General features: G+C 73.9%; 11 protein-coding genes. 8 read left to right on the forward strand and 3 right to left on the reverse strand.

Annotated features, from left to right (window positions below; all coding sequences use genetic code 11):
* Positions 1-187: 187 nt before the first annotated feature.
* The 4 genes from GRQ65_RS18920 to GRQ65_RS18935 all read left to right on the forward strand — a co-directional run bounded on the left by GRQ65_RS18920 (position 188) and on the right by GRQ65_RS18935 (position 4882).
* Positions 188-1354 carry a CoA transferase gene (locus GRQ65_RS18920; protein ID WP_160879568.1) on the forward strand — a complete coding sequence of 389 codons (1167 nt, stop codon included), beginning with the start codon at positions 188-190 and terminating at the stop codon, positions 1352-1354.
* A gap of 115 nt (positions 1355-1469) precedes the next feature.
* Positions 1470-2591, forward strand: coding sequence for a barbiturase (gene bar / locus GRQ65_RS18925; RefSeq protein ID WP_160879569.1), 1122 nt, complete (start codon positions 1470-1472; stop codon positions 2589-2591).
* A complete protein-coding gene (locus GRQ65_RS18930) occupies positions 2588-4084 on the forward strand; it encodes a carboxyl transferase domain-containing protein (protein WP_160879570.1) in 1497 nt (498 codons plus the stop codon). The genes bar and GRQ65_RS18930 overlap by 4 nt, the downstream gene beginning before the upstream one ends.
* 51 nt (positions 4085-4135) lie before the next feature.
* A complete protein-coding gene (locus tag GRQ65_RS18935) occupies positions 4136-4882 on the forward strand; it encodes a GntR family transcriptional regulator (protein WP_160879571.1) in 747 nt (248 codons plus the stop codon).
* On the opposite strand, the gene GRQ65_RS18940 is transcribed toward GRQ65_RS18935, so the two are convergent.
* Complete coding sequence (locus GRQ65_RS18940) at positions 4879-6216, reverse strand: aminotransferase class I/II-fold pyridoxal phosphate-dependent enzyme (RefSeq protein ID WP_160879572.1); 1338 nt, start codon at positions 6214-6216, stop codon at positions 4879-4881. The two genes, GRQ65_RS18935 and GRQ65_RS18940, sit on opposite strands and share 4 nt — an antisense overlap.
* Positions 6217-6278: 62 nt before the next feature.
* On the opposite strand from GRQ65_RS18940, the gene GRQ65_RS18945 reads away from it, so the two are divergent.
* The 4 genes from GRQ65_RS18945 to GRQ65_RS18960 all read left to right on the forward strand — a co-directional run bounded on the left by GRQ65_RS18945 (position 6279) and on the right by GRQ65_RS18960 (position 10605).
* Positions 6279-6905 carry a DJ-1/PfpI family protein gene (locus GRQ65_RS18945; protein ID WP_160879573.1) on the forward strand — a complete coding sequence of 209 codons (627 nt, stop codon included), beginning with the start codon at positions 6279-6281 and terminating at the stop codon, positions 6903-6905.
* Between the two features lie 47 nt (positions 6906-6952).
* Positions 6953-7738, forward strand: coding sequence for a hypothetical protein (locus tag GRQ65_RS18950; protein WP_160879574.1), 786 nt, complete (start codon positions 6953-6955; stop codon positions 7736-7738).
* A 60-nt stretch (positions 7739-7798) separates the two neighbouring features.
* Entirely contained in the window at positions 7799-9037 is a 1239-nt protein-coding gene (locus GRQ65_RS18955; RefSeq protein ID WP_337191874.1) for an MFS transporter, read from the forward strand.
* A gap of 92 nt (positions 9038-9129) precedes the next feature.
* Positions 9130-10605, forward strand: a complete 1476-nt coding sequence (locus GRQ65_RS18960) for an MFS transporter (protein ID WP_160879576.1) — start codon at positions 9130-9132, stop codon at positions 10603-10605.
* On the opposite strand, the gene GRQ65_RS18965 is transcribed toward GRQ65_RS18960, so the two are convergent.
* Complete coding sequence (locus GRQ65_RS18965; RefSeq protein WP_160879577.1) at positions 10539-11120, reverse strand: GNAT family N-acetyltransferase; 582 nt, start codon at positions 11118-11120, stop codon at positions 10539-10541. The genes GRQ65_RS18960 and GRQ65_RS18965 overlap by 67 nt on opposite strands.
* Before the next feature lie 4 nt (positions 11121-11124).
* Positions 11125-12765 carry a ribosomal protection-like ABC-F family protein gene (abc-f, locus tag GRQ65_RS24175; protein WP_160879578.1) on the reverse strand — a complete coding sequence of 547 codons (1641 nt, stop codon included), beginning with the start codon at positions 12763-12765 and terminating at the stop codon, positions 11125-11127.
* Positions 12766-12774 lie beyond the last annotated feature (9 nt).

The raw sequence follows: 12774 nt of genomic DNA on the forward strand, positions 1-12774 counted from the left end.
GCGGCCACCAGCCCCGATCCGATCACCCCCACCGGGGCGATGACCAGAGACTCACAGTCTCGAAACCACGTCTCGGAGGTGCAGTGGTCTCGAGACGGCGCTAGCGCGCCTCCTCAACCAGCCGTGTGAGCGCACCTTGGCAACCTGCGCCATAGGACCCGGCGCGGGCCGTCAGTAGCCTCACGGGGTGACTGAAGCCTCCGGCCCCCTGTCCGACCTGCTGGTCCTCGACCTGACCCGGGCCCTCGCCGGCCCGCACGCCGCGATGATGCTCGGCGACATGGGCGCGCGGGTCATCAAGGTGGAGCCGCCGACCGGTGACGACACCCGCTCGTGGGGGCCGCCGTTCGTGGGCCCGGAGGACGACCGCCAGTCGACGTACTTCCTCTCGGCCAACCGCAACAAGGAGTCGCTGGTCCTCGACCTCAAGGCCGAGGCCGACCGCGACGTGCTGGCGCGCCTGGTGGAGCGGGCCGACGTGCTGATGGAGAACTACCGCGTCGGGGTGCTCGACCGGCTCGGGTTCAGCGTCGAGCGGCTCCACGAGCTCAACCCGCGTCTGGTCGTGCTGTCGATCACCGGCTTCGGCCACGACGGGCCCGAGGCGAAGCGCGCCGGCTACGACCAGATCGCGCAGGGCGAGGGCGGGCTGATGTCGATCACCGGCACCACCCAGCCCACCAAGGTGGGCGTGCCGATCGCCGACCTCATCGCCGGCATGAACGGCGCCTACGGCGTGCTCGCCGCCCTCCACGAGCGCGAGCGCACCGGGGCCGGCCGGGTCGTGCGCACCAGCCTGCTGGCCGGCATGGTCGGCGTGCACGCCTTCCAGGGCACGAAGTGGACCGTGGCCGGCGAGGTGCCGGGGCTGGCGGGCGACCACCACCCCTCGATCGCGCCGTACGGCATGTTCGCCACGCAGACCGCGCCGATCCAGATCGCCTGCGGCTCCGAGGGGCTCTGGCGCGCACTGTGCGGGGCGCTCGGCTGGGACGCCGCCGAGGAGGGCCTCGCCACCAACCCCGAGCGCGTCGCCCACCGCGACCTGCTGGTCACCCGCCTCGAGGCGCTCTTCGCCGACCAGCCGGCCGAGCACTGGTTGGCGCTGCTCTCCGACGCGGGCGTCCCCTCGGGCAAGGTGCGCTCGATGGACGACGTCTACGCCTGGGACCAGGTGCGCTCGCAGGGACTCCTCCTGCAGGTCGACCACCCCACCCTCGGCGAGATCGACATCCCGGGCTCACCGCTGCGCTTCGACGACAACCCCTTCAGCGGCGGGCGCAGCACCCACGTCGCCCCGCCCACCCTGGGCCAGCACGACGCAGCCATCCGCGCGTGGCTCGACGAGGACTGACCCGCTGAGGATTGGCACAACCTGACAAACCCCGCCGCCCAGCCCGCCACAGTTGCGACGTACCTCCCCGCGACGTACGTCGGCAGGATGGTCGGACCCGACGAAAGAAGAACCCATGCCCAGCGCCATCGAAGTACGCAAGGTCCCGATCCTCTCCGTCACCGACGCCAGCGGGCTCGAGAAGCTCATCGACGACGGCGTCCTGCAGGCCGACCGCGTCATCGCGATCATCGGCAAGACCGAGGGCAACGGCGGCGTCAACGACTACACCCGCATCCTCGCCGACCGCGCGTTCCGCGAGGTCCTGATCGCCAAGGGCGCCCCCGAGGCCCAGGTCAAGGAGGTGCCGATCGTCTGGTCCGGCGGCACCGACGGCGTCATCAGCCCCCACGCCACCATCTTCGCGACCACCGACGCCGAGCCGAGCGACGAGCCGCGCCTCACCGTCGGTTTCGCGATGTCCGAGGTGCTGCAGCCCGAGGACATCGGCCGCTCCGGCATGGTCACCAAGGTCGCCGACGCCGTGAAGGTCGCCATGGAGCGGGCCGGCATCACCGACGCCTCCGACGTGCACTACGTGCAGACCAAGACCCCGCTGCTGACCCTCTCGACCATCGAGGACGCCAAGTCGCGCGGCAAGGACGTCTTCACCGAGGACACGCTCTACTCGATGGACGTCTCCAACGGCGGCACCGCCCTCGGCATCGCCGTCGCACTCGGCGAGATCGAGATGCCCTCCGACGAGCAGGTCCTCAAGGACCGCACGCTCTTCTCCTCGGTCGCCTCCTGCTCCTCGGGCGTCGAGCTCGACCGCGCGCAGGTCGTCGTGGTCGGCAACGCCACCGGTGTCGGCGGTCGCTACCGCATCGGCCACTCCGTGATGAACGACGCGCTCGACGCCGACGGCATCTGGGAGGCCATCCGCAGCGCCGGTCTCGAGCTGCCCGAGCGCCCGCACAGCTCCGACCTGCAGGGCCGCCTGGTCAACGTCTTCCTCAAGTGCGAGGCCTCCCAGGACGGTCACGTCCGCGGTCGTCGCAACGCGATGCTCGACGACTCGGACGTGCACTGGCACCGCCAGATCAAGTCGGCCGTCGGCGGCGTGACCGCCTCGGTCACCGGCGACCCGGCCTGCTTCGTGTCGGTCTCGGCCGCCCACCAGGGTCCCGACGGCGGCGGCCCGGTCGCCGCGATCGTCGACCTCGGCGACCAGCCCACGGGCTACCCCGCTCCGTGAGCGAGCGCCTCGGCGCCCGGGAGCTCCTCGACCGGGTCCTCGACCCCGGGTCGTGGGTCTCCTGGGACGCCGAGGCGCAGGAGCCCGCCTCCGCCGCTCCCGGCAGCCGCTACGCCGCCGAGCTCGACGCTGCGCGGGACAAGGCCGGCACCGACGAGTCGGTGATCACCGGCCAGGGCACGATCTCCGGTCGTCCGGTGGCGGTGATCGCCAGCGAGTTCCGCTTCCTCGCGGGCTCGATCGGCCACGCCGCGTCGCTGCGCCTCGTGGCCGCCGTACGCCGGGCGACGCGCGAGGGTCTCCCGCTCTTCGCCGCCCCCACCTCCGGCGGCACCCGGATGCAGGAGGGCACGCCGGCGTTCCTCGGCATGGTCAAGGTCGCCGCCGCGGTCACGGCCCACAAGCGCGCCGGCCTGCCCTACGTCGTCTACCTGCGCCACCCCACGACCGGCGGGGTCTTCGCCTCGTGGGGCTCGCTCGGCCACTTCACCGCCGCCGAGCCGGGCGCGCTCGTCGGGTTCCTCGGGCCGCGGGTCTACGAGGCGCTCTACGACGCGCCGTTCCCCGAGGGCGTGCAGGTCTCGGAGAACCTCCACAGCAAAGGCCTCATCGACGCCGTCATCGGCGTCGACGACCTCGCCTCGGTCGCCACGCTCGTGCTCGACGTGCTCATGTCGGCGCGCGAGGAGCCGCCCGAGCTGCTCGAGCTGCCCCGCGACGAGCTCGAGGAGGTGCCGGCCTGGGAGTCCATCACCCGCTCGCGGCGCCCCGACCGGCCCGGCCTGCGTGAGCTGCTGCGCCACACCGCCGACGTCGTCATCCCGCTGAGCGGCACCGCCGAGGGTGAGATCGACGACCACCTGCTGCTCTGCCTGGCGCGGTTCGGCTCGACGTCGTGCCTGGTGCTCGGCCACGACCGCCGTCACAACCGTGAGGGGTCCTCGCTCGGCCCCGCCGGCCTGCGTGAGGCCCGGCGCGGGATGCGGCTGGCCCAAGAGCTCGGGCTGCCGCTCGTCAGCGTCATCGACACCGCCGGCGCCGAGCTGAGCCGCGACGCCGAGGAGGGTGGACTGGCCGCGGAGATCGCGCGCTGCCTCTCCGACCTCGTCATGCTCGAGGCGCCCACGGTCTGCCTGATGATGGGGGAGGGCACCGGCGGCGGCGCCCTCGCGCTGCTGCCCGCCGACACGGTCGTGTGCGCCGAGCACTCCTGGCTCTCGCCGCTGCCGCCCGAGGGTGCCGCCGCGATCCTGCACCGCGACCCGTCGCGGGCCCCGGAGGTCGCCCAGGCGCAGGGCGTCTCGGCCCGTGAGCTGCTGGCCGCGGGCATCGTCGACCGGATCGTCTCCGAGCCCGTGGACCCCGCCACGGCGCCCGAGGAGTTCTGCGCGCGCCTCGCCCACGTGCTGCGCTACGAGATCGCCCATCTGGTCCGCACCGACCCCGCCGACCGGCTCGAACGGCGTCTGGCGCGCTACGAGCGGCTCGGCTGAGAGCGTCCGCTACGGTCCTGGTGCACGAGTGTCCAGCAGGGGGGTGACCGCGTGAGCGAGGAGCAGACGTTCCGCGCCGGGGTGCCGGCGTACGTCGAGGCCTACGACAAGATCTCCGAGCTCATCGCCCGCACCGGCCTGCGCCCGGGCGACCTCGTCCCGGGCGAGGTCACGCTCGCCGCGGACCTCTACGCCGACCGGGTCGCGGTCGCCGAGGCGCTGCTGCTCCTGGAGGAGGACGGTCGCCTCGTGCGCGACCGCGGGCGACGCTGGCGGGTCGCGCCGCGGCGTACGGCACCGGTCGGCTTCGCCGCCAGCTTCCACCGGATGCTCGGCCCCGAGGTGCACCCCGCCCGCCGGCTGCTGGCCGAGGTGGAGCGACCGAGCGCCTGGACCCGTGACCTGCTCGGGGCCGACGAGCCGTGCCTGGTGTGGGAGACGGTCTTCGAGCGCGAGGGCGTGCTGCTCGCGGCGAGCCTCGAGCTCCTGCTGACCAGTGCCGCCCCCGCGGAGCTCCTCGACGACCTCGACGCCAGCGTCCACGTCGTGTCCGAGCGCCCCAGCCTGCTCGAGACGCTCGGCGCCGACGTGCGCGCCCGGCTCACTCCGCAGGTCTGGCGGCTCGCGCCGGTCTCCCGCAACACCGAGCGGCTCTCGTGGATGGAGCTGCCGCTGCACGGCATCCCGGCCTCGCTCACGGTCGTCCTCGCCGACGGCGACCGGCCGGTCTACCTCGCCAAGAACACCTTCGACCTCGCCACCTTCGACCTCGCGGTGGACCTCACCATCGCGCCCTAGCTGGCCGCGTCGTCCAGCACGGCGCGGCGCACGACGGCCAGGCTGTCGCGCAGCGTCTCGAGGTCGACCGAGCCGAGGGCGAGGCGGATCGCCTGCGGCACCGCGCTCGTCGTGGCGAACGGCTCCGCGGTGCTCACCGAGACCCCGGCGCGGCCGAGGGCGCCGGCGACCCGGTCGGCCCGGCCGTCGGGTGGCAGGGGCAGCCAGGTGACGTACGACGTCGGGTGGGCGACCGCACCGAGGTCGTCGAGCGCGGCCCGGGCGAGGGCCTGACGGGTGCGGGCGTCGGCGCGCTTCTCCTCCTCGAGCCGGGCGACGGTGCCGTCCTCGATCCAGCGGCAGGCCAGGGCGGTGAGCAGGGCCGGGGTGTTCCAGGTGGTGGCGCGCACGGCCCGGGCGAGCGCGGGCACCAGGTCACCCGGCGCGGCCAGGAAGCCGACGCGCAGCCCCGTCGCGACGTTCTTGGACAGTGCCGTCACGTGGACCGTGCGCTCGGGGGCCAGCGCGGCGAGCGGGGTCGCGCCGCTCCCGCCGAGATAGGCGTACGACGCGTCCTCCACGAGCAGCAGGTCGTGGCGCCGCGCGGCGGCGACGAGGCGGCGGCGGTGCGCCTCGCCGACGACCCAACCGAGCGGGTTGTGCACGGTCGGCATCGCGTAGACGGCCCGCACGGGACGGGTGGCGCAGAGCCGGTCGAGCTCGTCGAGGTCCGGGCCGTCCGGGGTCACCGGCAGGGGAGCGAGGTCGAGGCCGAAGGCCGGCGCCAGCACCTTGAAGCCGGGGTAGGTCAGTGCGTCGACCGCGACCACGTCGCCGGGGCGCAGCGTCGCCATGACGGTGACGGCCAGCCCGTGCTGGGCGCCGCTGGTGAGCACGACCCGGTCCGGGGCGACGTCGACGCCGTGGCGCAGGAGGTGGCGGGCGACCGTGGCCCGCTCGGCGGGTCGGCCCTCGTGCGGCTGGTAGCGCAGCAGCGCGTCGAGGTCGCCCGCCGTCGACAGCTCGCGCAGCGCCTGGCGCAGCAGGTCGGCCTGCCCTGGCAGCGCCGGGTGGTTGAAGGTCAGGTCGACGGTGCCCGCCGCCACGTCGACCTGGTCGACCCCGTGCCCGGGCGGCACCGCCGCGTCGCGCACGAACGTCCCCCGACCCTGCTCGCGCGAGACCAGGCCGAGCGCCTCCAGCTCGGCGTAGACCCGGGTCGCGGTGACCACCGCGATGCCCTCCCGCGCGGCCAGCGCCCGGTGGGTCGGCAGGCGGCTGCCGCTGGTCAGGCGACCGGAGCGGATCGCGTCGGCGTACTCCTCGACCAGGAGGCGCGAGCGGGGCGTGGCCACGGTGGGAGTGTAGGCAGGACAATTCTTCGACTGTCATGACCCGTCGGTCCTACGGTCGGGACGTGCACATCGCGATCATCACCGCCGAAGGCTTCAACGAGCTCGACTCCCTCATCGCCCTGGGCGTCCTCAACCGCTACCGCGCGCCCGGCTGGCGCGTCACCCTGGCGACCCCGGCACCGCGGGTCACCTCCATGAACGGCGTCGTCGTCGAGCAGATGTCGACGCTGCAGGAGGCGGTCACCGCCGACGCGGTGCTCGTGGGCAGCGGCATCGCCACCCGCGAGCTCGTCGAGGACCCCGCGGTCATGGGCGTGCTGAGCGGCCTGGAGCCGGGCCGGCAGCTCGTCGGCGCCCAGTGCTCCGGCGCGCTCGTGCTGGCCCGGCTCGGCCTCCTCGACGACGTGCCCGCCTGCACCGACCTCACCACCAAGCCGTGGGTCGTCGCCGCCGGCGTCGAGGTGCTCGACCAGCCGTTCTTCGCCCGCGGCGACCTCGCCACCGCCGGCGGCTGCCTCTCCTCGGCCTACCTCGCCGCCTGGGTCCTCGCCCGCCTCGTCGGCCGGGAGGCCGCCGAGGACGCCCTGCACTACGTCGCGCCGGTGGGGGAGAAGGCGTCGTACGTAGAGCGTGCCTGGCGCAACGTCGCGCCGTACCTCCCGGTGGCGGTCGCCACCCCCGCTGGTTGAGGAGGCGCGCCAGCGCCGTCTCGAAACCACGAGGGGATGATGACCGGGTGATCGTCGCTCTGCTCGGTGACCTCGAGGGTGACCGCGACTGGGCGGTGGACCGGCTGCGGGTCATCGGTGAGCGCGGTGACGTCCGGATGGTCCTGCAGCTCGGTGACCTGCGCTTCGGCATGGGGCCGGACCCCGACGGCTACCTCGACGCGATCGACTCCGCGTGCGCCGACCATGGGCTGGAGATGTGGTCGATCGGTGGCAACCACGAGCACTGGGCGCGTCTCGACGAACTGTGGTCACTGCCCGAGTGGCAGCTGCCGGACGGCTCGCTGGCACCGTTGAGGCTTCGCGAGCGGGTCCTGATGCTCCCCCGCGGTCACCGGTGGGAGCTCGGCGCGCGCTCGTTCGTCGCGCTCGGGGGTGCCCCTTCGGTCAACGTCACGCAACTGACCGAGGGCGTCGACTGGTGGCCGAGCGAGGTGGTCGAGGAGCGCCACGTCGACGCGACCGTCGCAGGAGGTTCGGCGGACGTGATGCTGACCCACGACAGCCCCGGACCGCCGTACTGCACGGCGCCGGTCGGCGAGATCATCACGGGCAATCCGTGGGGTCGGCCCGACTCGACACTCGCCTACGCGCAGACCGGGATCGATCGCATCACCAGGGCGGTGACTGGAGTCGCACCGCGCTTGCTCGTCCACGGTCACTTCCACGTCGGTGGCGAGGCCGTCGTCCACCTCCCAGGCGCGTGCCGTCCGACCATGGTCTGGTCGCTCGGCGCCAACGGTGACGAGGCGAATCTGCGCTACCTCGACATGGAGACGCTCGTCGACCCATGAGTGGTTTCGAGACACGACTCCGTCCTTCGTCGACCACCGGGCGTGCGCGATGATCCGCGGGTGATCGAGCAGGAACGCGCGGCAGCGCAGCGCCGCACACTGCGCGTGGTGGTGGCGGCCCAGGTGCTGGGCGGGGCCGGCCTCGCGGCGGGGGTGACGGTGGGGGCGCTGCTGGCCCAGCAGATGCTGGGCTCGGAGGGGCTCGCCGGACTGCCGACGGCACTGTTCACGCTCGGCTCCGCCGTGACGGCGTACGTCGTGGGCCGGGTCAGCCAGCGCGCGGGGCGCCGGACGGGGCTGGCGGCGGGGTTCGCGGCCGGTGGGCTCGGCGCCGTCGGGGTCGTCGTGGCGGCGGCGGTGGACAGCGTGCCGCTGCTGTTCGCCTCCTTCCTGGTGTACGGCGCGGGCACGGCGACCAACCTGCAGGCGAGGTACGCCGGCGCCGACCTCGCGACCCCGGCCACGCGCGGGCGCGCGGTGAGCGTCGCGCTCGTGTCGACGACGGTCGGCGCGGTGGCGGGGCCCAACCTGGTCGACCCGCTGGGCGGGCTCGCGACCTCGCTGGGGCTGCCCGCGCTCTCGGGGCCGTTCCTGCTGGGCGCGGTGGCCTACTCGAGCGCCGGCGCCGTGCTGTGGGCGCTGCTGCGCCCCGACCCGCTGCTGCTGGCGCGCGAGCTGGACGCACGGGAGGGCGCGGGGGCCGCGCCGGTGGCGGGCGGGGGCCCGGTCGGCACCGGGGCCTGGGTCGGCGCGACGATCATGGTGCTGACGCAGGTCACGATGGTCGCGATCATGACGATGACGCCGGTGCACATGCGTCACCACCACCACGAGCTCGGCGCGGTGGGACTGGTGATCAGCCTGCACATCGCGGCGATGTACCTCCCGTCGCTGGTCACCGGCTCGCTCGTCGACCGGGTCGGGCGCACGGCGGTCGCCGTGGCCGCGGCGGTGGTGCTGCTGGCGGCGGGACTGACGGCGGCCGTGGTGCCCGGCGACTCGCTGACGCTCACCGTCGTGGCGCTCGTGCTGCTCGGCCTCGGGTGGAACCTCGGCCTGATCTCCGGCACCGCCCTCGTCGTCGACGCCACCGACCCGGTCACCCGCCCGCGGGTGCAGGGCAGCATCGACGTCCTCGTCGCGCTCGCCGGAGCGGGCGGTGGCGTGCTGTCGGGCGTCGTCGTGGCGGCCAGCAGCTTCGCGGCCCTGTCGCTGGGCGGGGGACTCCTCGCACTGGTGCTGCTGCCGGTGCTCTGGTGGGCCGCGAGGGCCGGTGAGACCACGGTGAAACCGCGGTGAAGGCACGCTGAAGGCACGCTGAAGGCGGCGCTGCCTAGCGTCCCTGTCATCACCGCCCGTGACCCGGGCGCCGTACGACAGGAGGTCACGCCATGACCACGCTCACCACCACCGCACCACCGCCGGCCCGCACCTACCCCTCGCTGCGGGCGGCCTGGATCCCCATGGCCGCGCTCTGCCTGGCCTTCTTCGTCGAGATGGTCGACAACACGCTGCTCTCGATCGCCCTGCCCACCATCGGCCGAGACCTCGGCGCGAGCACCACCGCGCTGCAGTGGGTGACGGGCGCCTACTCCCTCACCTTCGGCGGCCTGCTCCTCACCGCTGGAGCGGTCGCCGACCGGTTCGGCCGCCGCCGCGTCCTGCTCGTCGGCCTCGCGGTCTTCGGCACCGTCAGCCTCGGCGCCCTGGCCGTCCACACCGCGGGCGAGCTGATCGGCCTGCGCGCCGCTCTGGGCGTCGCCGCCGCCGCGATGGCGCCGATCACCAACTCGCTGGTCTTCCGGCTCTTCGACGACAAGGCGCTGCGGATGCGCGCCATGACCGTGATGATCGTCGTCGGCATGTCCGGCTTCGTCCTCGGCCCGCTGCTGGGCGGTACGGCGCTCGCCCACGTCGGCTGGGAGTGGCTGCTCGTCGTCAACGCCCCCATCGCGCTGGTCGCGGCGCTCGGCGTCCGCCTCGGCGTGGCCGCCGACGACCCGGCCGGCCTCACCCACGACTCCCTCGACCTGCCCGGCGCGCTGCTCAGCGTGCTGACCATCGGCACCGCCTGCTGGTCGCTCACCAGCGGTGTCGAGCACGGTTGGCTCTCGCCGGTCACCCTCGTCGCGATCGCCGGAGCCCTGGCCGGAGCGGTGCTGTTCGTGAGCCACGAGCGGCGCACGGCCGAGCCGATGCTCGACCTCGGCCTGTTCCGCAACGGCACCGTGCGCGGCGCCGCCATCGCGCAGATCGGCACCTCGATCGCGATGGCCGCGGTGATGTTCGGGCTGATCCTGCACTTCCAGTACGCCTACGGCTGGAGCCCCGTGAAGGCCGGTCTCGCCAACCTCCCGATGATCGCCACGATGCTGCTGGCCACGCCCGTCTCCGAGACGCTCGCCCAGCGCCTCGGCCACCGCCTCGCCTGCCTCGTCGGGGCCGGGCTGCTCGCCACCTCGCTGGCCGGGATGGCCTGGGGCGTCGAGCACGGGTACGCCGCCATCGCGGTCTCGATGGTCGTGATGACCGTCGGCCTGCGCACCGTCATGACGATCTGCGCCGTCGCCCTCGTCGACGCCGTCCCGGCCAACCGCACCTCGATCGGCACGGCGCTCAACGACACCGCCCAGGAGGTCGGCACCAGCGTCGGCACCGCCGTGGTCGGCACGCTGATCGCCGCGCTCGTCACCACCCGGCTGCCCGCCGGGGTCTGGAGCCCCGACCTCGTCGCGACGTACTTCCACGGCGAGCGGGTGACCTTCGCCCTCCTGGCGGTGGTGGTCGGGCTGGTCGCAGGCTACGGCGCGCTGACGCTCTCCGACTCGCGCTCGACCGAGGAGAGCTCGCCCCTCAGCAACCCGTAGACGTGGGTGTCGCTGACCTCGCCGGCGACCCAGCAGTCCTCCCGCAGCGTCCCCTCGCGCCGGAAGCCGAGCTTCTCCAGCACCCGGCCCGAGGGGGCGTTGCGCGTGTCGATCTCGGCCTGCACCCGGTGCAGCCGCGCGAAGGCCCCGAACGCCCAGTCCAGCAGCGCCCGCGTCGCCTCCGTGGCGTAGCCGTGGCCCCACGCGGCCTGCGTCAGGCAGTAGCCGACGGTGGCGCTGCGGTGCGTGTCGTCGTACCCCACGAACGAGCACCAGCCCACGAACGCCCCGTCCTCGACCCGCTCCACCACCACGCGGGCGCCGGTGCCCTCGGCCTCGAGCTCGCGGCAGCGCTGGAGGAACGCCGTCGCGCGGGCCGGGTCGGTCCACGGGGGCGAGTCCCAGTAGCGCAGCACCTCGGCGTCGCTCTGCAGCCTCACGAGGTCCTCGCGGTCGCGCTCCTCGAAGGGGCGCAGCAGGAGCCGGTCGGAGCGCAGGGTGGGGGTGGGGACCACGGCCTCAAACTACGACGGTGACCCGCCCCTCCTCGACCTGCCAGAGCTGGTCGAGGCGGACGTTGTCGAGCAGGCGCCGGTCGTGCGAGACGAGCAGCAGCGCGCCGTCGTAGGACTCCAGCGCCTCCTCGAGCTGCTCGATGGCCGGCAGGTCGAGGTGGTTGGTGGGCTCGTCGAGCACCAGCAGGTTGACCCCGCGGGCCTGGAGCAGCGCCATCGCGGCGCGGGTGCGCTCGCCGGGGGAGAGGCGCCCGACGAGGCTGGTCACCTGGTCGGCCTTGAGCCCGAACTTGGCCAGCAGCGTGCGCAGGTCGGCCGGGGTCATGTCCGGCATGACCGCCTCGAACGCCGCCCCGAGGGGCTGGTCCTCGGCCAGGCCGGTGCGGGCCTGGTCGATCTCGCCGACCGCGACCGAGGCGCCGAGGCTGGCCCGTCCGGTCGTGGGCTCGAGGCGCCCGAGCAGCAGGCGCAGCAGCGTGGTCTTGCCGGCGCCGTTCGGCCCGGTCAGGCCGACCCGCTCGCGCGCGCTGAGCTGCAGCGACGCCGGACCGAAGGTGAACTCGCCCAGGGTGGCCGTCACCTCGTCGAGGGTCGCCACCACCGAGCTGGAGCGCGGCGCGCTGCCGATGGTGAACTGCAGCGTCCACTCCTTGCGCGGCTCCTCGACCTCCTCGAGGCGGGCGATCCGCGACTCCATCTGGCGCACCTTCTGCGCCTGCTTCTCCGAGGACTCGGCCTTTGCCTTGCGCCGGATCTTGTCGTTGTCGGGCGACTTGCGCATCGCGTTGCGCACGCCCTGCGAGCTCCACTCGCGCTGGGTGCGCGCCCGGGCGACGAGGTCGGCCTTCTTCTCGGCGAACTCCTCGTAGGCCTCACGCGCGTGCCGGCGGGCCACCGCGCGCTCCTCGAGGTAGGCGTCGTAGCCGCCGTCGTAGACCGCGACCTGGTGCTGGGCGAGGTCGAGCTCGACGATGCGCGTCACCACGCGTGCCAGGAACTCGCGGTCGTGCGAGACCAGCACGACGCCCGCGCGCAGCCCGCGCACGAACGTCTCGAGCCGCTCCAGCCCGGCCAGGTCGAGATCGTTGGTCGGCTCGTCGAGCAGGACGACGTCGAAGCGGCTCAGCAGCAGCGCCGCCAGCGCCGCGCGCGCGGCCTGGCCGCCGGACAGCGAGGTCATCAGCGCGTCCGGGCCCACGTCGAGGCCGAGGTCGGCCAGTGTCGCGGGCAGCCGCTCGTCGAGGTCGGGTGCGCCGGTGGCGAGCCAGTGGTCGAGGGCGGCGGCGTAGGCGTCGTCGGCGCCCTTCACCTCGGCCTCGAGCGCGGCCGCGGCCTCCTCCATCGCCGTCGTCGCGGCCGTGGCGCCCGTGCGCCGGGCGACGTACGCCGCGACCGTCTCGCCGGGCACCCGCTCGTGCTCCTGCGGCAGCCAGCCGACGAAGGCGTCGCCCGGGGCCGTGGTCACGGTGCCGCCGAGCGGCTCGAGGTCGCCGGCGAGGATCCGCAGCAGCGTGGTCTTGCCGGCGCCGTTGGCGCCCACCACGCCGACCACGTCGCCCGGGGCGACGGTGACGTCGAGGGCCTCGAAGAGCGTGCGGTGGGCGTGGCCGCCGGCAAGGTCCTTGGCGACGAGGGTCGCCGTCACCTGACCCTC

It is taken from the genome of Nocardioides flavescens, from assembly GCF_009823805.1.
Taxonomy (GTDB): Bacteria; Actinomycetota; Actinomycetes; order Propionibacteriales; family Nocardioidaceae; genus Nocardioides; species Nocardioides flavescens.

Coding starts and splice junctions, on each gene's coding strand:
- GRQ65_RS18960 (WP_160879576.1), top strand. CDS start 9,130: ATGACCACGCTCACCACCACCGCACCACCGCCGGCCCGCACCTACCCC.
- bar (WP_160879569.1), top strand. CDS start 1,470: ATGCCCAGCGCCATCGAAGTACGCAAGGTCCCGATCCTCTCCGTCACC.